Source organism: Marinobacterium profundum, from assembly GCF_001528745.1.
In the GTDB taxonomy this organism is placed as follows: Bacteria; Pseudomonadota; Gammaproteobacteria; order Pseudomonadales; family Balneatricaceae; genus Marinobacterium_A; species Marinobacterium_A profundum.
The window spans coordinates 1-18,289 of the sequence record NZ_BCNS01000155.1; the positions used below are offsets into that span (position 1 = coordinate 1).

Genomic DNA, 18,289 nt, shown 5'->3' on the forward strand with positions numbered 1-18,289 from the left:
ACCCGCAACATGCTTAACAACACCCGCAGCCCGCTACTCTTGTTGCGCTAAAGTGCACTAGCCTTAACGAACGTAGCGCTTTGGCGCTGCGTTGCTGTTTTATTCCCCCTAGCCCCTAGCCCCTAGCCCCTAGCCCCTAGCACCTAGCACCTAGCACCTTTCTCCTCAGGCCTCAGTGTGGGTGGTCGCTGCCGTGCAATGGTGGCTGTTGTTTAACAGACCTTTTCTCGTTAGTAAGTGCGGGGCTTGTTGATATCAATGGGCAGCGCCAGCGATTCCTTTACCTCTTCCATAACAATGTAGCTCTTCGAGTTTTTCACCCCTGGCAGTGTCAGCAGCATCTCGCCGAGCAGTTCGCGGTATTCGGTCATGTCGCGGATGCGCGCCTTGAGCAGATAATCCGAGTCGCCAGACACCAGATGGCATTCCATAATATAGGGAAGTTGGGCCACGGCCTTGTTAAAGCTGTCGAATGCATCCGGTGACTGGTAGGACAGGGCGATCTCGACAAATACCAGCATGCTGTAGCCCAGTGCAGCAGGATTGACCCGGGCGTAGTAGCCCTCGATATAACCGTCTTTCTCCAGTCGCTTCACCCGTTCCATGCAGGGGGTGGTGGAGAGACCCACGCGATCCGCCAGTTCTGTATAGGAAATACGACCTTCGAACTGCAGGGTGCGCAGAATGTTCATGTCTATTCGGTCAAGTTTGCGCTTTTTTTGACCACTGCCGAAGGTTTCCATAATTATTTCCGGTGATTGTATTTATAGGCAGATTATTATCCGCTAAAAGCGTAAAAACGCAAAAAAATTCTGAGAATGATCCCCTATACTGCAATACATATTCTTGTAGTAGATTGAAAAATAACCAGAGGGTAGCCAAATGCGCGTAGTCGTTCTCGGTAGTGGTGTTGTGGGCGTTACCAGTGCCTGGTATCTCGCCAATGCAGGTCATGAAGTTACGGTGATTGACCGTCAGTCCGCGGCGGCCATGGAAACCAGTTTTGGCAACGCAGGCCAGGTATCGCCTGGTTATTCGGCTCCCTGGGCGGCGCCTGGCGTACCCTTCAAGGCCGTTAAGTGGCTGATGCAGGATCTGTCACCACTGATGATCAAGCCGACGCTGGACCTTCAGTTTTACGAGTGGATGAGCAAGATGCTCGCCAACTGCACCGAAGGCAAATATCAGGTCAACAAGGGGCGCATGGTTCGCATCGCCGAGTATAGCCGCGACTGCCTCAAGACCCTGCGCGAGACTATCGATATCGATTACGAACACCGTACCGGTGGCACGCTGCAGGTCTTTCGTACCCAGAAGCAGGTAGACGGTGCCGGCAAGGACATCGACGTGCTGCGCGAGCTGGGTGTGCCTTTCGCTGTGCTTGATCGCCAGGGTTGCGTCAACAAGGAGCCCGCGCTGCAGTACGTGCAGGACAAGATAGTGGGCGGCCTGCAGTTGCCCGGCGATGAAACCGGTGACTGTTTCAAGTTCACTCAGGCACTGGCGGCACGCTGCGAAGCCATGGGCGTGAAGTTCATGTACAACACCCAGATCGATGGTCTGATCATGGAGAAGGGCGACATTGCGGGCGTGAAAACCGGCGCCGGCGTGATGAAGGCCGATCGCTATCTGGTCTGCATGGGCAGCTACAGTCCCATGCTGCTCAAGCAAATCGATATGCGTGCGCCTATCTACCCGGTGAAAGGCTACTCCCTGACGCTGCCGATCATTGATGAAAGTCGCGCACCTGTATCCACAGTGATGGATGAAACCTACAAGGTGGCGGTAACGCGCTTCAACGACCGTATCCGTGTCGGCGGCAGTGCAGAACTGGCCGGTTACGACCTGTCGATGCCGGAGAAGCGCCGCGCCAATGTTAACTTTGTGGTGTCCGACCTGTTCGGTGGTGGTGGAGACATGGAACGGGCTGAGTTCTGGACCGGCCTGCGCCCGATGACACCGGACGGCACGCCGATCCTGGGTGCAACCCGCTACCCGAGTCTGTATCTCAACACAGGTCACGGCACCCTGGGCTGGACCATGTCCCTGGGCTCGGCCAAGTTTGTCTCTGATCTGATGAGCGGTAACAAGACCGATATCGACCCTGTGGGGCTGGGTATCGACCGTTATCCCTTCGCCTACGCCGGCTAATTTTAGTGGGCGACGTTGCAGCCTTTGCTGCAACGTCGTCGCTGACTTTTGGCGCCGAATAAAGGACACTTAGGCCTGCAGCCACGGACTCCTCCGCCGCGACTGCAGTCCTAAGTGTCCCGCTGATGATCTGTGTATCAGTGTCACTGAACAATAGCAATTAACAAATCAGTACCTCTCATTAGTACTTAATAGTACCTAAGGAAGCGACATGGCTAACCGTAGCATTATCAACACCGAGAAAGCCCCTGCAGCAATCGGCACTTACTCCCAGGCTGTCAAGGTGGGTAACACCGTGTACATCTCTGGCCAGATTCCGCTGGACCCAGCCACCATGGAAGTGGTGAACGACTCTTTTGAAGCTCAGGCCGTACGCGTATTTGAAAACCTCAAGGCCATCGCTGAAGAAGCCGGTGGATCCCTTGATCATTGCGTCAAGCTCACCATCCTGCTGTCTGATCTGGCCAACTTTGCCCAGGTGAACGAAGTGATGTCCCGCTACTTCAGCGAGCCATACCCAGCTCGCGCTGCCTATGCAGTCAAGCAGCTGCCCAAGGCTGTGGACATTGAAGTTGAAGCCATCATGGTAACCGGCGAGTAAATCCCGCCAGCAGCCTGTCGGGCTTTTCCGCAGTAGATCAGTGTTAAGTCTGACAGGCTGCTACCTGTCTGGGCTCGGCTTCTGGCTGGCCCGGATTGTTTGCAGCTTAACCGGCATTCGGAGGAATGAGTATGAGTCGTGCAGCAAAGGCCAGTATCGATCTGGCCGCCATCCGTCACAATTATCGCCTGGCCCGTTCGCTGGCCCCCAATGCCCGTGCGGCCGCTATCATCAAGGCCAATGCCTATGGTCATGGCGCCGTAAGGGTGGCCAGGGCGCTGGCGGCTGAGGCAGATGCCTTCGGCGTGGCCTGTATTGAGGAGGCGGTGGAGCTGCGTGACGCCGGTATCGAACAGCCGATCATACTGCTTGAGGGTTTTTTCGAAGCCAGTGAGCTGGATTATATTGCCCGCAACGGTCTCTGGATCGCGGTACACAGTGAACATCAGATTGATGCTCTGGCCGCCGCCGATCTGCCAGCACCGGTGAATGTCTGGCTGAAGATGGATTCGGGCATGCATCGCCTGGGTATCCCGCCGCGCGACTTTCATGCCGCTTATACCCGTCTGCGCGCCTTGCCCCAGGTGGCGGAAATCACCCTGATGAGCCACTTTGCCTGTGCTGATGATCTGTCACTCGATATCACCGAGCGTCAGATTGCTGCTTTTGATCAGGCGGTGGAGGGCATAGATGCGCCCCACAGTCTGGCCAACTCGCCAGCCACTCTGGCCTGGCCCCAGGCGCGCCGCGATTGGTTGCGTCCAGGGCTGATGCTCTGGGGGGCGACACCCTTTGAGGTGCCGCAGGGCGAGGCTGCCAAACTGCAGCCGGCCATGACACTGAGTACCGAAATCATCGCCATTCATGATCTGGATGCGGGTGATGCAGTGGGATACGGCGCCAGCTTTATCTGCCAGCGCCCGAGCCGTATTGCCACTATTGCAATGGGTTATGGTGATGGCTATCCGCGTCATGCCGTCAGTGGTACGCCGGTGGTGGTCAATGGTCAGCGTACGGCGACTGCCGGGCGTGTGTCCATGGATATGATGACCATCGATATTACCGACATTGCCGATGCCAAAATTGGCGATAAGGTGGAGCTCTGGGGGCCACAGCTGCCGGTATCGGAGGTGGCGCAGTTCTGCAATACCATTCCCTATACCTTGCTAACCTGTCTTACCCGTCGAGTGGCGCTGGAATATCACAACGCCTGATGGCTTCTGGGTGGGTGTCTGCAGGGTAGGGCGTTTATTAGCGCTGCCCATGCAGGTTCTGCTGATATATACCTAAATAAAAGCTGCCCATGAAAAAGCCCGCGACCGGGTTACCGGTTGCGGGCTTTTTTGTGTGGCTTTGGCGTTTGCTTTAGAGGCTGGTGCCTCTAAACTGAATGCTGCTGCCGGAGATAGCGTGATTTACGCTGTCTCTTGGGTCTTGAATTTCGTCAGCCGCTTAGCTGCATCCCGACAGCCGCTGCATTGCTGGGCGGCTATCGGGGTGCAGGGGTGTTATTTCTGCGGGGGGCGACGGTTCGGAGCTGCGCCTTCGCGGGGCTTGCTGCTACGGCTCCGGTTGGGAGCACCCTTGTTAGGGCCGCTTGGGCGACGTGCGCCGCGTGAAGGGGCGCCACGATCAGCAGCGTCAGGCGTTTCGCCGGCTGCATGAATGTTCAGGCGCTGACCACACACGAAGGCTTTCTTCAGAACCTGCATAACCTTGGCGGGCATGCCTGCTGGAAGGTCAACGGTGCTGTAGTCGTCGAACAGATCGATCTGGCCGATCAGGTTGGCAGCCATGTTGGCTTCGTTGGCGATAGCGCCGACGATATTTTTCGGCATAACGCCGTGGCTGCGGCCAACCATGACAACAAAGCGCTGCATTTCGATCTCAGGATGATCCTTCAGCGGGCGGGCTGTCGGATTAACATTGATCGGTCCACGGCGCTCGCGCGGCTGCTCGTCCTTGTATTCGCGCGGCTGCGGAATTTCACGTTCGTCCAGCAGCAGCGGTGTTTCACCCTGAGCCAGTACAGCCAGCGCGGCAGCGATCTGCATCGGATCGGTGTCGTGTTCTTTCTGGTACGCGGTCAGCAGATCCAGGTAAGTGGACATCTCGCCGCTATCCAGGGTGTCGCTGATGCGCTGCATGAAACGTTCTACACGCTTTTCATTGATCACGCCCACGCTTGGCAGTTCGATGCGCTCGAGCGGCTGGCGGGTGGCTTTTTCAATGGCGTACAGCATGCGGGTTTCGCGCGGTGCCACGAACAGTATGGCTTCGCCCTTGCGTCCTGCACGGCCGGTACGGCCGATACGGTGCACATAGGACTCAGTATCGTAGGGAATGTCGTAGTTCAGCACGTGGCTGATACGTTCAACGTCCAGGCCGCGGGCAACAACGTCGGTACCCACGAGGATATCGATCTTGCCGCCTTTCAGGCGCTCGACAATACGCTCACGTTGCTGCTGCGAAATATCACCATTGAGGGCTTCGGCAGCATGGCCGCGCGCGGACAGCTTGCTGGCCAGCTCTTCGGTAGCCGACTTGGTGCGAACGAAGATCAGCATGGCCTCGAAAGATTCGATTTCGAGGATGCGGGTCAGAGCTTCCAGCTTGTGATGGCCGCTGACGCGCAGGTACTTCTGCGTGATGGTCGGTGCAGTAGACGTCTTGCTGACAATCCGGATTTCTTCAGGATTGTTCAGGTACTTCTGTGCAACGCGCTTGATCTGCGGCGGCATGGTGGCCGAGAACAGAGCAATCTGGCGGGTCTTGGGCGTGTGCTCGAGGATCCATTCGACATCGTCGATGAAGCCCATGCGCAGCATTTCGTCGGCTTCATCCAGCACCATGGCGCTGAGTGTGTCGAGTTTGAGTGAGCCGCGACGCAAATGGTCCATAACGCGTCCTGGCGTACCGACGATTACCTGAGCGCCACGCTTAAGCTGGCGCAGCTGGGTGTCGTAAGCCTGGCCGCCGTAGATCGGCAGAACATGGAAATCCGGGATGTGCTTGGCGTACGTCTGGCAAGCTTCGGCAACCTGGATGGCCAGCTCGCGCGTAGGCGCCAGTACCAGCATTTGGGGTTCGCGACGTGTAGTGTCCAAACGGGACAGAAGCGGCAGTGCGAAGGCAGCGGTTTTACCAGTGCCGGTCTGTGCCATGCCCAGCAGATCTCTGCCAGCAAGCAGGAACGGAATACTAGCCGCCTGAATCGGAGATGGAGTTTCGTAACCGACATCGGTCAGTGCTTTGAGCACCGGTTCGGACAGACCGAGAGAGGTAAAGGAGAGCTGTTCACCAGCATCTGACATGGATTGAAGTACCTATGAAACTGAGACCCGGTGCGCGGGGCACAGAATCTGGATGGGGGAAAAGGTCGCATATTATACAAAAAACGGTATTACAAGTCTATCGTTGTGCGCGTGGCGCCTGCAAATACAGGACGCTACAGCTATGGGTGCGTATAATGCGGCGCTGGATTGCACCATTGGGCGCTTTTGAGCCTGATAATAGGAGTAGCAGATGGCCAATAGTAACAAGCAGAGCCCGCAGCAGGGTGCAGGCGAGAGCACAGGGCCCGGCTTATCGGAGTCCATCAGCCCCGGGGAGCCCGGTGGCGACCTTTTGTTGCGCACCCTGGCCATGCCCGCCGATACCAACACCAATGGCGATATCTTTGGCGGCTGGATCATGTCTCAGATGGACATAGCCGGCGGCATCCTGGCGCAGCAGATAGCAGCGGGCCCTGTTGTTACAGTGGCGGTGGATTCGATGAAGTTTATCCGTCCGGTGCAGGTGGGTGATGTAGTCTGTTGTTACGGAGCGGTGAAGCAGCAGGGTAATACCTCGGTTGCACTGCACCTGGAGGTCTGGGTGCGTCCGCGCCTGAGTCGCGAGAAAGGTAGTCGGCCGCATTTCAGGGTTACCGAAGCTGTCTTTACCTATGTGGCGATTGACGAGTGCGGCGCCAAGCGCCCGATCCCCCGCGACTGATCGTGCGGATACTGCTGTTATCGGCCTATGATGCGGCCAGCCATCAGCACTGGTATCGCCAGCTGATGGCTGGCATGCCGCACTGGGACTGGACGCTGCTGACCCTGGCGCCGCGCTACTTTTCCTGGCGCATCCGGGGCAACAGTCTGAGCTGGGCCTTTAACGAGCGCGAAACGCTGCAGCGCCCCTATGATCTGGTACTGGCCACTTCCATGACCGATCTGTCGGCGCTGCGCGGCCTGGTGCCGGCTTTGGCTCAGGTGCCGACCCTGGTGTATTTTCACGAAAACCAGTTTGCTTATCCCGAGTCCGAGCGGGCCTTCAAGGCAGTTGAGCCTAAGATCCTCAATATATACACGGCGCTGGCGGCTGACCGGGTGCTGTTTAATTCCGCCTATAACCGTGACTCCTTTCTGGCGGGCACGGCTGCGTTACTGAAAAAGCTGCCGGATCAGGTGCCGCCTGGCATAGTGCAGCTGCTGGATGAGCGCTCCGCAGTGCTGCCGGTTCCGCTGGCGGACAGTTGCTTTGAGCCTGGAAATGCGGAAGATGGTTTCGATGTGCGCTGGAGCAGATCTGTTGACGGAAGCGGTGACAGCGGTGCTGATGAAGCTGGCGCTTCATCAGCACCGGTGCGCCTGCTATGGTCGGCGCGCTGGGAGTATGACAAGGGACCGCGTCGTTTGTTGGCCATTTTGCAGGTGCTTGAAGCGCGAAAATTCGACTACCGCCTCTGTTTGCTGGGGCAGGGCTTTCGACATACGCCGGCCGAATTTGCCGAAATTGGTGCTCGCTTCGGGCATCGGCTGGTGCAGTTCGGCTTTGCCGAGACGCGGGCCGAGTATCAGGCCTGGTTGCGCTCGGCGGATCTGGTGCTGTCCACGGCCGAGCATGAGTTTCAGGGGTTGGCGGTGCTTGAGGCTCTGGCGGCGGGCTGTCTGCCGGTATTGCCAAACCGGTTGGTGTATCCCGAATTAGTGCCGTCATCCGGGCTTTATGCCAGTGTCCCTGGTGATCTGAAGGCCGAAGCGAGTCATGCGGCCGATCTGATAGAGCGACAGGCCCGCGCGCGGCTGAATCTCACGGCTGTCCTCCCCGCGCCGCTGTCGCTGCAGCGCTTTGCCTGGCGTGAGCTTAAGCCGGCCTATGAGGCTGAAATGCTCGCGCTGGCGCAGACCGCAGCAGGTCCTGGGCCGTGCTTTGATTTCCTGTGAGCGGTGATTCCTGCAAGGCGGTTGTGTGATAGCTGATTTCGCCTCTGCCCTGGCTGCCTTGGATAGCCTATGCTGATAGGCATCCTTTAAATCACTGCGGTCTTGTCCTCGAGCGCCTTTTGGCTATGGGGTCGGGGGAGGTCGAATTACCATGCCCGTCAAAGCGTTACTGTCTTGTCCCAGTGTGTGTGACTCTGCTCATTTCCGTTCTGCAGTGCCTGTCTCCGTATCCTTTAGTACGCTGCGATTTGTGCTGCCATTTTCCTTGCTGTTAGCCTTTCTGCTTGGTGCGATGCCAGTCGCGCGGGCTGGCAACCCAGTGCTGCTGGTGGATGCCGCCAGTGGTGAAATTCTGCGCCAGGAGGGGCCTGATCAGCAGTGGTATCCGGCATCACTGGCCAAGCTCATGACGCTTTACCTGACTTTCGAAGCGCTTGATGAGGGTCGGCTGGCGTTGGATAGTGCCTTACCGGTATCCCGTCAGGCGGCGGCGCAGCCTGCCGTGCGTCTTGGGCTGAGTGCGGGAACTACAATCACCGTGATGCAGGCAATGGAGGCGCTGGCTACAGTGTCGTCCAATGATGTTGCGGTTGTGCTGGCGGAGGCGCTGGGAGGAAGTGAGTCAGGCTTTGCCGAGCAGATGACGGCGCGGGCGCAGCTGCTCGGCATGACGGACACCCGTTATCGCAATGCCAGTGGTTTGCCGGATGCGCAGCAGATAACCACGGCGCGGGATCAGGCCATTCTGGCTTGGCGCCTGATGCAGGATTTTCCGCTGCATTACGCGCTTTTTGCAACTCGCTCGACTCAGTACAAGGGCCGCACCTTGCATACTCACAACGGTATGCTGGGGCGCTATCCGGGGGTGGATGGTCTCAAGACCGGTTTCACCTGTGCGGCAGGCTACAACATTGCGGTTTCGGCCCTGCGTGATAACCGGCGCCTGATTGCCGTGGTGCTGGGGGCGAATAGCCGGGCGGCGCGGGATAAGCAGGTACGTCAGTTGCTGGATGAGGGTTTTGCCGCCTCAGGCACAGAATCCGGCACTCTGGTTGAGGGGCTGCCATTTATGCAGCGGGCAGAGCTGCAGTCCGTTGCCCTGCAGGGTGCTATAGGGCGTAGCGGCTGTGAGCGGGGGTCTTCGAGTGGGCAGCAGGTTGCCTCGATCTGGCCGATTGAAAGCTGGGGTCTGCTGCTGGGGATTTATCCCGATAAGGCCCAGGCGCGGCGTGCGGTAGCGGCGGCAAGGACGCAGCTGGGCAAGGGATTGGAAGGCGGTCGCCCGCTGTATCTGGAACGGGATATGGAAAATGGCACTTCATGGAAGGCGCTGCTGATCGGATATAAGCGTGATAACGTCGGCGCGGTTTGTCTGCGGATGCGAGCCAAAAATCTCGATTGTGTCGCCCAGCCACCCTTTATGCTTAATTTACCGGGTTACGCCAAGCGCTGATTCGCAGCCTGGCTTTCCGTCCTGGCGCATTTTCGGGTAGGGTGAGGCAAATCGATCGCTGCGGGAGGCTTCGGGTGAAGCAAAGAATGATGAAGACTGGATTGGGCGGGATGCTACAGTGTGCGATGGCGTTGCTCTTATTGTGCGCGCCGCCACTTTGGGCGCAAAGCCCCGTGTGGCGCATTACAAATGATTCCGGTGTGCTTTATCTGGGGGCTACTGTACACATGCTCAGGCCCGGGGACTTGCCACTGCCGGAGGTGTTTGATGAGGCCTATGCGCAGTCTGAAGTGTTGCTGTTTGAGGCGGATCTGGGTGGTCTGGATCAGCCAGAGGTGCAAGGCCAGATTGCACAGGGAATGGTTTATGGAGATGGCGGCAAGCTGTCGGAGCATTTGGCGGAATCAACCTGGCAGCGGTTGGAGCGCTATGCCGCCAGTCGCGGGCTGGCGCCGCAGATGTTGCAGCCGCTGCGTCCCTCAGGCGTATTTCTGACGTTGCTGGGTATCGAAATGATGCGTTTGGGGGCCACTGAAGAAGGTGTCGACATGCGGCTGTATCGTCAGGCGCTGGAAGACGGCAAGCCGGTGATTGGGCTCGAAACCATTCAGCAGCATCTGGAGTATCTGTTTTCGATGGGGGAGGAGGATCCCGACCTTTTTATGGCCCAGGTGATCGACGAGCTGGAAGTCGACAGCACCATGCTCGATACCCTGATTGGTGCCTGGCGCCGGGGTGACGAGGCCGTGTTGTACGACGAACTGGTGCTGCAGTTGAAGCTGGATTACGAACCGCTTTATCGCACCCTGGTGCTGGAGCGTAACCGGCTCTGGTGGTCGCAGATAGAAGTGCTGCTGGATAGTCCGCAAACAGAGCTGGTACTGGTCGGTGCGGCTCATCTGGTGGGCCCCGAGGGACTACTGTCCAGGGCGCGGGGGCTTGGCTTTACGGTTGAGGCGATGCAATAGCCGCTGTGGAGTAACAGCGGCACTGCGGTAGCTGGGGGTCAGTGGCCGCGGTGCATCTTCAGCCAGGCGCGGGTGCCTTCGCTATCAATGCCCGGCAGCTCTGCCTGCAGCGCCAGTGCGAAGAGCGCGTCCAGGTTATAGTCGGCCTGGGCGCGTTCCAGTTTTTGCCAGATCCGCGCACCATTCCTGGTGCAGTATTCGATATACAGAAACCAGTGCTCATGCACCAGGCCGCTGGCATCCTTGCGTTTGCCGGGTGCTGCCCAGACGTGCAGTGGGCATGCGTGGTGCAGGCTTTGGATACGCCGGGTCAGGCCCTGTTCCGGGGTTTGCTGTATCTGTGGTGCTGTATTTGCCAGCGTATCTGTTGGTGTGTCAGCGTACCGCTGTGCCTGACAGTCGCGCGCAGGCTCGGCCCAGCGAGGCGCTGCGGTTTCAGATAGGGTGTTAAAATGTGCTTCGAACATGCCGTGCTCCCATGTTTTAACGAAAGGCCTGCCGCAGTGGCATGTCTTTCAAGACTCATTCATGAGAGCTGACGTATAAAGTGCGGATACCTGATTTGTTGTCGGTATAGACCGCATCGCCGCTTAGCGGCAACCACCTTGCCCAGGTTGGCAGGTTGGCGAGGACGTCAGCCCTTCTCGTGATGCAAAACTTCGTAACGCCGAGCAAATTTAACTGCTCAAAACAAATAACGCAAGGATGAAATTGTGCCAGTTTGCCTTTACGGCTAGCCGGCCTTTGCGACCTGCTGTAACTATTGCCCCAGTTGCTCCATCAGACGGCGGGCGCTGGCCTGACGCAACAGTAGCTGGCAGCGCTCACCGGGCTGCAGCCAGAATGCCGTGCCCTGGCTGCCGCTGCTGTGTTGCACTTTAGCAGAGCCCGGTTTGGCGCCGGGCGTTACTGTGTGAAAGTGGCGCTCAAGCAGCTGCTGCATCGGTACTATGGCATCGCTGCTCGTTATGATCAGCCAGTTGCCGCTGTCCAGTGCCAGCACACTGAAGCTGCTGCCGTCGGGCGCTGTGCACAGCTGCAGCTCGGTCACAGCCAGGGGCCGCTCCAGGCCCAGAAGATTGCCCAGGGCAATCACCAGAGCGCCGTCGGCGTCGCACTCCAGTGCCAGCTCGTCAACCAGAGGTAGTGTTGCCAGTGCCAGGGACAGGCCCCTGGCATCGGGCGCACAGTGCAGCTCAAGTTGAGTGAGCGGGTTGGGTATTTCGACGGCGGCATTCATGCGGGCGTTCTCGTCTGGATGCGGGTGGATCGCGGGTTTTTAGCGAGGGTTTTAACCGCGGATCATGTATCCGCGGCCTTTCATCCCTGCTCTGAACCTGGTTCTTTAGCCTCTGCTTTTAACCTCGGAAGTAACGCTGCTCGACAAAGGGCATCTTGCTAATGCGCATTGGCAGTTTCTTGCCACGTACTTCGGCGAAGATGGTGCTGTCCATCACGGCAGCTTCAATGCTGACATAGCCCATGGCGATGGAGGCGCCGGCACTGGGGCCGAAGGTGCCGGAGGTCACAACGCCTATACGGTTGTCGTCGGCATCAAACAGTTCGGTACCTTCGCGTACCGGTGCGCGGCCTTCGCCAATCATGCCCACGCGCTTGCGGCTGTTGTCCTTGTTGCTGATCTGGCCAAGGATGATGTCGGCACCGGGGAAACCGCCGGCACGTTCGCCATCTGCACGGCGGCATTTGGAGATAGCCCACAGCAGGCTGGCTTCCACCGGCGTGGTGTTGGTGTCCAGATCGTGGCCGTACAGGCACAGTCCGGACTCCAGACGTAGCGAGTCACGGGCACCCAGACCAATAAAGTCGACTTCAGGCTGCGCCAGTAGCAAACGGCTCAGGCGGTCGGCATCGCTGGCGGGGATGGATATTTCGTAGCCATCTTCGCCGGTGTAGCCCGAACGGCTGATAAAGCATTCGACGCCATCAATGCTGATGCGTCCGCTGTCCATAAACACCATATCGGCGACCTGGGGAGCGAGTCGGCTTAGCGCAGTAACGGCGGCGGGGCCCTGCAGTGCGATCAGAGCACGGTCATCCAGTTCTTCCAGGGTGACGCCTTCAGGCAGGTGCGCGCGCATGTGGGCGATATCCTGTTCCTTGCAGGCGGCATTGACGACGACGTAGATGCTGTCACCCCAGTTGGCAACCATAAGGTCGTCCAGAATGCCGCCCTGGTCGTTGGTGAAGATGGCATAGCGCTGTTTGCCTACGGGCAGGTCGATGATATCCACCGGTACCAGGGTTTCCAGCATGGCGGCAGCCCCTGCGCCTGTCAGCATGACCTGGCCCATGTGGGATACGTCGAACAGGCCTGCCTGTTCTCGCGTCTGCAAATGTTCCTTCTTTACACCCAGTGGATACTGCACGGGCATCTCGTAGCCGGCAAAGGGCACCATTTTGGCGCCAAGCTCCAGGTGCAGGTCGTAGAGTGGGGTCTTTTTCAGGGCGCTGTTGGGTTGCTCTGCCATGATGTGCTCCGTATCAAAGATGTGTTGGCTGTCCGGGTGCCGGGCGGTATAGGTTCGCCCATGCGAATTCGAATAAACTAAGTTTCCAATAGGAAACGAAATTAGCGGATCATTAGGTCGATTGCAATACATAAATGGTGCCGCGCTGTCGTAAGAACGCAGCAAGGCGTCGCCTGTGCCCCAGTGGTGCAATCAAAATAGAGTGGGGAAAAGGCCGCCGCCCATAGGTTGGGCGTCAGTCTGGCAAGCTAATAAGGGGAGTTAGTATAGCAGCGAAGTCGGCCTGAAAGAGTGGGCGCTCAGACTCAGGCCGTGACCCACAGGATAACGGCGTCTGCTTCGCTGGTGGATATCAGGGTATGACCCATCTCGCAGTCATAGTAGGCGCTGTCGCCTTCGGCCAGGTCGATGGGTTCATAAAATTCGGTATAAAAGCGGATGCTGCCACTGAGCACGTAGAGCAGTTCTTCGCCGTCGTGGCGCACCCAGTCGGCGTATTCATCAAAGCTGCGGGCCCGCACTGTGGTCTTATACGGGATCATTTTCTTGTTGGTCAACTGGGAGGCCAGCATCTCGTGTTCGTAGGTCGGGGTGGCGCGGGGTTTGCCCTCGCCGCAGCGCGTAATATCGCGTCGGCCACCGCTGCTGCGGCTTTTGCTGGGCTGGGAGAACAGCTGCGGTATATCGATTCCCAGCCCCTTTACCAGCTTGTTGACGGCGGTAAAGGTGGGGGAAATCTGCTCGTTTTCAATTTTCGACAGAGTCGAGCGTGCCAGCCCCGTGCGCTTGCTGGCTTCTTCCAGGGTGAGGTTTTGGCTGAGGCGGATTTCGCGCACGCGCTTGCCCAGCTGCAGGGGCTCAACAATAGCTTCGTGGCTGGTGGCACTTACGTGGAGCTCGGGTGGAGACTGGGTCTGGTCAGACATGAACATTCACTCTTGAGTGCCGGGTCTGCACGCTGACAGGGTGCCCGGCCGCGCATTGTGGGCGGCGTGGGGCGAGCGGCAGGGCGGGCAGGGGGAATGAAAACCGGCGTCTAATTTTATAATTCCCCGATAGTACACAAGCTGTCAGATGTTGGAAAGAAAGCCCGCTGCTGGTGATTGACTCCGACTAAAGGGAATTAAGTTTCCAATAGGAAATATTTCTTTGATTTTTGGAAACTCTGTTGCTAGTCTAACTGCTCTCTGGGGCTAAGCCTGTGTCAGGCACGAAGAGTTGCTGTTTCGCCTTCTGGGTGTTTGCCGATCATACTGTTAGCTGTACCGCGGCATTAACGCAACGATTCAACTCCCAGGACATGGCAGGAAAGCATTGATGAACATAGATGAGTTCATAAACAGGTTTGAGCAGATGTTGTCGGCATCGCTGGCATGGCTGAGTAGCCCGACCTTTTATTCCCAGATCGGACTTATCGCCATCGCGTTGCTGGTGGGTTACTCGTTCGCGGCCTACCTGAAGAGTCATTCGCCGCTGTTGAGAAAGCGCCCGTTGCAGGGGGCCCTGTTGCGATTGCGGCTGCAGATTTATGCGTCGCGCAACCTGTTGCTGCCGCTGATGCTGATTTTGATGCTGTCGATTGCCGCCGATCTGAGCCAGAAATTGTTCGGTCAGAACTGGCTGGTACGGCTGGGTTTGAGCTTCGCGGTTGTGTTCATGCTCTACTCGCTCATAAAGCGTTTTGTTGAGAAAAAATTTTTTCGCACCCTGGCATCCTGGGTTTTTCTGCCCATAGCCCTGTTGCATATTTTTGGCTGGCTCGATGGCTTGATCGCCTACCTTGAAAGCATTTCAGTCGAGGTTGGCAATATTCAGGTGTCGGCCTACGGTGTGGTACGGGTACTGATTTTTGGATCGGTACTGTTCTGGCTCGGGCGGCTGTCGAATACCGCCGGTCAGCAGATTATCCGTAGCCAGCAGGATCTGGATGCGGGTACGCGGGAAGTCTTTGCCAAGCTGTTTCAGATCGCGCTCTTCTTTATTGTCTTTATTCTGCTGCTGCAGATCATGGGCATCAATCTGACGGCGCTGGCGGTCTTCGGGGGTGCCTTGGGTGTGGGGCTTGGTTTTGGCCTGCAGTCCATCGCCTCGAATTTTATCTCCGGCATTATCCTGCTGCTGGAGCGCTCGCTTAGCGTGGGTGACTACGTCGAGATGGAGGATGGCCGCAAAGGCATGATCCGCGAGCTGAACATGAGATCCACCACGCTGGAAACCTTTGATGGCAAAGACATCATGGTGCCCAACGAGCAGTTTATCAGTGGCAGCTTTACCAACTGGACACACAAGAACGTCAAGCAGCGTTATGCACTGGAATTTCAAGTGTCCTACAGCACCGACCTGCATTTCCTGTTTGACCTGCTGCGCACTGTGGTCGCCAGTCACCCGCGGGTGATCAGCGGCGAGCTGGTGCCCATCGAGGAGCGGCCGGATGCCGAGATCAGCGGTTTTGGTGATTCGGGCGTGGATATCCTGGTGGAGTTCTGGATGGAAGGGGTTGATGACGGCGAGAACCGCGTAGGCGGAGATCTGCTGCTGATGATCTGGGATGCATTCAAGGAACACGATATCGAAATTCCGTTCCCGCAGCGCGAAGTCAGGGTACTGAATCCGACGGGGTCTGGGGTGTCCTGAGCAGGGGCAGCAGAAACTTTTTACTCACTATAGATGTAGCAGGCGACGAGATGGCACTGAGCATATTTGATCTGTTCAAAATTGGGGTTGGACCCTCGTCGTCCCATACGGTGGGGCCTATGGTAGCGGCTAACCGCTTTGTGGCCGAGCTCACCGAGCGCAACCTGATGCACAGGGTCGCAGCCGTGAAAGTGAGTCTCTATGGCTCCCTGGCCATGACCGGCAAGGGGCACGCCACCGATACCGCCGTGATGCTGGGTCTTTTGGGTGAACAACCCGACCTTGTGGATCCTGCCTCTATTGACGATTTAATAGCGCAGATCCGCAGCAGCGGCAGCCTGTTGCTGGGCAAAACAGTGCCGGTGCCGTTTCGCGAAGCCGACCATCTGCGCTTTCACTTTGGCGAGTCGCTGCCCAAACACCCCAATGGCATGCGCCTGGAAGTGCTGGACGCTGCCGGGCTAATTTTCTACAGCAATGTGTATTATTCGGTGGGTGGCGGTTTCGTGCTCAGTGATATAGAGGCCAATGATCAGGGGCGCGGTGTCGAGGATGAATCCATCGAAGTACCGTACCCGTTCAACAATGCCATTGAGTTGCTGGCTTACGGTGATGAAGCCGGCCTAAGCATTGCCGAGCTGGTGATGGAGAACGAGCGCACCCGTTACGAAGATGCAGAAATCAGCCAGCGCCTGCTCAAAATCTGGCAGGTGATGGATGACTGCATCCGCGAAGGCTGCAAGCACACCGGCGAGCTGCCAGGCGGGCTGCGTATCAAGCGCCGTGCCCACGACATGTGGCAGGAACTGGTCAACCACCCCGAGCGCAGCATCAAGGATCACCTCACGGTGCTCGATTGGGTCAACCTCTATGCCATCGCCGTGAACGAAGAAAATGCCGCCAGCGGGCGTGTCGTCACCGCGCCCACCAATGGAGCCGCTGGCGTAATTCCAGCGGTACTGGCCTATTACGATCGCTTCGTACCGGGCAGTAGCGCCGAGGGCATCAAGACCTTCCTGATTACCGCCGCCGCTATCGGCATGCTGTACAAGAAAAATGCCTCTATTTCGGCCGCCGAAGTCGGTTGTCAGGGCGAGATAGGCGTGGCCTGTTCCATGGCCGCCGGTGCTCTCTGTGCCGTGCTTGGGGGCAGCAATCGCCAGATTGAAAACGCCGCCGAGATCGGCATGGAGCACAATCTGGGTCTGACCTGCGATCCCATTGGTGGTCTGGTGCAGGTGCCCTGCATCGAGCGCAACACCATGGGGGCAGTCAAGGCCATCAATGCGGCGCGTCTGGCGCTGCGCGGTACGGGTGAACACCATGTATCGCTGGATAGTGTGATCGAGACCATGCGCCAGACCGGCCTCGACATGCAGGACAAGTACAAGGAAACCTCCACCGGCGGCCTGGCCGTCAATGTGGTGGCTTGTTAATCAACCTTCAGTCTGGGAACAATAAGACCATGAGCACACAGGATCTCTATGCCAACGCTGAACGCGCCGCGTTTTTCACCCAGGACCTCGGCGCCGCCGACCCTGTTCTGCAGCGTGCAGTGGATGCGGAATTCCGCCGTCAGGACAGCCAGATTGAGCTGATCGCCTCGGAAAACATTGTCTCCAAGGCGGTGATGCAGGCCCAGGGCACAGTACTGACCAACAAGTACGCCGAAGGCTATCCGGGCCGCCGCTACTACGGTGGCTGCGAGTTTGTTGACGAAGCTGAAGCTCTGGCAATTTCCCGCGCCAAAAAACTGTTTAACTGCGAATTCGTCAATGTGCAGCCCCATTCCGGTGCCCAGGCCAACGGCGCTGTAATGCTGGCGCTGCTGCAGCCAGGTGACACCGTGCTGGGTATGTCGCTGGATGCAGGCGGCCACCTGACCCACGGTGCGCGTCCTGCGCTGTCGGGCAAGTGGTTCAATGCCGTGCAGTACGGTGTATCCCCGGATACCCAGCGCATCGACTACGATGCCGTGGAAGCCTTGGCGGTTGAATGCCAGCCCAAGCTGATTATCGCCGGTGGTTCGGCCATTCCGCGTGAAATCGACTTTGCGCGTTTTCGTGCCATTGCCGACAAGGTGGGCGCACTGCTGATGGTCGACATGGCTCACATTGCAGGTCTGGTGGCTACCGGTGCTCACCCGAGCCCGCTGCCCCATGCCCATGTAGTAACCACTACTACTCACAAGACCCTGCGTGGCCCCCGTGGCGGCATGATTCTGTGTAACGATCTGGATTTGGGCAAGAAGATTAACTCGGCGGTATTCCCAGGCCTGCAGGGCGGCCCACTGATGCATGTGATCGCCGCCAAGGCCGTGGCTTTCGGCGAAGCGCTGCAGCCGGGCTTCAAAACCTATATCGATCAGGTGCGGGAAAATGCCCGTATTCTGGCGGCGGTGATGGTCGAGCGCGGTTGTGACGTCGTTACAGGTGGCACCGATACGCACCTGATGCTGGTGGATCTGCGGCCCAAGGGCCTGAAGGGCAACCAGGTGGAAGAGGCGCTAGAACGCGCCGGCATTACCTGCAACAAGAATGGCATTCCGTTTGATCCGGAAAAACCCATGGTCACCTCCGGTATTCGTCTGGGCACGCCGGCCGGCACCACCCGTGGTTTTGGCGCCGCCGAGTTTAGCCAGATCGGCCATCTGATCAACGATGTGCTGGATGGTCTGGTGGCAAGCCCAGAAGGCAACGCGGCGGTGGAAGCCAAGGTACTGGCTGAGGTCGAAGCCCTCTGCGCCCGTTTCCCGCTGTATCGCTGAAAATATCGCTTAAGAG

The 18,289-nt window shown here is 58.0% G+C and carries 16 protein-coding genes and 1 riboswitch; of the genes, 10 read left to right on the top strand and 6 right to left on the bottom strand.

From position 1 onward, the window contains the following. Positions 1 to 230: 230 nt before the first annotated feature. Entirely contained in the window at positions 231 to 743 is a 513-nt protein-coding gene (locus tag MPRO_RS18280) for an Lrp/AsnC ligand binding domain-containing protein (protein ID WP_067296326.1), read from the bottom strand. A gap of 139 nt (positions 744 to 882) precedes the next feature. Between MPRO_RS18280 and MPRO_RS18285 the strand changes: the two genes are divergently transcribed. The 3 genes from MPRO_RS18285 to alr all read left to right on the top strand — a co-directional run bounded on the left by MPRO_RS18285 (position 883) and on the right by alr (position 3,966). Then, on the top strand, positions 883 to 2,151 hold the full coding sequence (locus tag MPRO_RS18285) for a D-amino acid dehydrogenase (protein ID WP_067296330.1): 1,269 nt from the start codon (positions 883 to 885) through the stop codon (positions 2,149 to 2,151). 211 nt (positions 2,152 to 2,362) lie between these two features. Continuing rightward, on the top strand, positions 2,363 to 2,752 hold the full coding sequence (locus MPRO_RS18290; protein WP_067296332.1) for a RidA family protein: 390 nt from the start codon (positions 2,363 to 2,365) through the stop codon (positions 2,750 to 2,752). A 131-nt stretch (positions 2,753 to 2,883) separates the two neighbouring features. Next, a complete protein-coding gene (alr, locus tag MPRO_RS18295; RefSeq protein WP_067296334.1) occupies positions 2,884 to 3,966 on the top strand; it encodes an alanine racemase in 1,083 nt (360 codons plus the stop codon). 294 nt (positions 3,967 to 4,260) lie between these two features. On the opposite strand, the gene MPRO_RS18300 is transcribed toward alr, so the two are convergent. Beyond that, complete coding sequence (locus MPRO_RS18300) at positions 4,261 to 6,066, bottom strand: DEAD/DEAH box helicase (RefSeq protein ID WP_067296338.1); 1,806 nt, start codon at positions 6,064 to 6,066, stop codon at positions 4,261 to 4,263. A 211-nt stretch (positions 6,067 to 6,277) separates the two neighbouring features. Here MPRO_RS18300 and yciA point away from each other — a divergent pair, with 211 nt between their 5' ends. From yciA to MPRO_RS18320, 4 genes are all read left to right on the top strand, one after another. Continuing rightward, positions 6,278 to 6,748, top strand: coding sequence for an acyl-CoA thioester hydrolase YciA (gene yciA / locus MPRO_RS18305; protein WP_082708958.1), 471 nt, complete (start codon positions 6,278 to 6,280; stop codon positions 6,746 to 6,748). Continuing rightward, positions 6,715 to 7,962, top strand: a complete 1,248-nt coding sequence (locus MPRO_RS18310) for a tRNA-queuosine alpha-mannosyltransferase domain-containing protein (protein WP_369406744.1) — start codon at positions 6,715 to 6,717, stop codon at positions 7,960 to 7,962. The genes yciA and MPRO_RS18310 overlap by 34 nt, the downstream gene beginning before the upstream one ends. Before the next feature lie 151 nt (positions 7,963 to 8,113). Continuing rightward, positions 8,114 to 9,415 (top strand): D-alanyl-D-alanine carboxypeptidase family protein, encoded by a 1,302-nt coding sequence (locus tag MPRO_RS18315; RefSeq protein WP_082708959.1) that lies wholly within the window; start codon positions 8,114 to 8,116, stop codon positions 9,413 to 9,415. Between the two features lie 173 nt (positions 9,416 to 9,588). Beyond that, positions 9,589 to 10,383 carry a TraB/GumN family protein gene (locus MPRO_RS18320; protein ID WP_158651867.1) on the top strand — a complete coding sequence of 265 codons (795 nt, stop codon included), beginning with the start codon at positions 9,589 to 9,591 and terminating at the stop codon, positions 10,381 to 10,383. 38 nt (positions 10,384 to 10,421) lie between these two features. Here the strand turns inward: MPRO_RS18320 and MPRO_RS18325 are convergent, their stop codons facing one another. The 4 genes from MPRO_RS18325 to MPRO_RS18340 form a co-directional block, all read right to left on the bottom strand. Then, positions 10,422 to 10,850 (bottom strand): hypothetical protein, encoded by a 429-nt coding sequence (locus MPRO_RS18325; protein WP_067296347.1) that lies wholly within the window; start codon positions 10,848 to 10,850, stop codon positions 10,422 to 10,424. Between the two features lie 84 nt (positions 10,851 to 10,934). Then, a riboswitch (SAM-I-IV-variant riboswitch) is annotated at positions 10,935 to 11,041 on the bottom strand. A 102-nt stretch (positions 11,042 to 11,143) separates the two neighbouring features. Continuing rightward, positions 11,144 to 11,623, bottom strand: coding sequence for a hypothetical protein (locus tag MPRO_RS18330; RefSeq protein ID WP_067296349.1), 480 nt, complete (start codon positions 11,621 to 11,623; stop codon positions 11,144 to 11,146). Positions 11,624 to 11,741: 118 nt separating this feature from the next. Further along, positions 11,742 to 12,872 (bottom strand): glycine cleavage system aminomethyltransferase GcvT, encoded by a 1,131-nt coding sequence (gene gcvT, locus MPRO_RS18335; RefSeq protein WP_067296352.1) that lies wholly within the window; start codon positions 12,870 to 12,872, stop codon positions 11,742 to 11,744. Positions 12,873 to 13,177: 305 nt separating this feature from the next. After that, on the bottom strand, positions 13,178 to 13,798 hold the full coding sequence (locus MPRO_RS18340) for a helix-turn-helix domain-containing protein (protein ID WP_067296355.1): 621 nt from the start codon (positions 13,796 to 13,798) through the stop codon (positions 13,178 to 13,180). A gap of 391 nt (positions 13,799 to 14,189) precedes the next feature. On the opposite strand from MPRO_RS18340, the gene MPRO_RS18345 reads away from it, so the two are divergent. The 3 genes from MPRO_RS18345 to MPRO_RS18355 are packed head-to-tail and all read left to right on the top strand — an operon-like array spanning position 14,190 to position 18,273. Then, positions 14,190 to 15,506 carry a mechanosensitive ion channel family protein gene (locus MPRO_RS18345; RefSeq protein ID WP_067296358.1) on the top strand — a complete coding sequence of 439 codons (1,317 nt, stop codon included), beginning with the start codon at positions 14,190 to 14,192 and terminating at the stop codon, positions 15,504 to 15,506. Positions 15,507 to 15,556: 50 nt separating this feature from the next. Continuing rightward, positions 15,557 to 16,942 (top strand): L-serine ammonia-lyase, encoded by a 1,386-nt coding sequence (locus MPRO_RS18350; RefSeq protein ID WP_067296360.1) that lies wholly within the window; start codon positions 15,557 to 15,559, stop codon positions 16,940 to 16,942. A 29-nt stretch (positions 16,943 to 16,971) separates the two neighbouring features. Beyond that, complete coding sequence (locus MPRO_RS18355) at positions 16,972 to 18,273, top strand: serine hydroxymethyltransferase (protein ID WP_067296366.1); 1,302 nt, start codon at positions 16,972 to 16,974, stop codon at positions 18,271 to 18,273. Positions 18,274 to 18,289 lie beyond the last annotated feature (16 nt).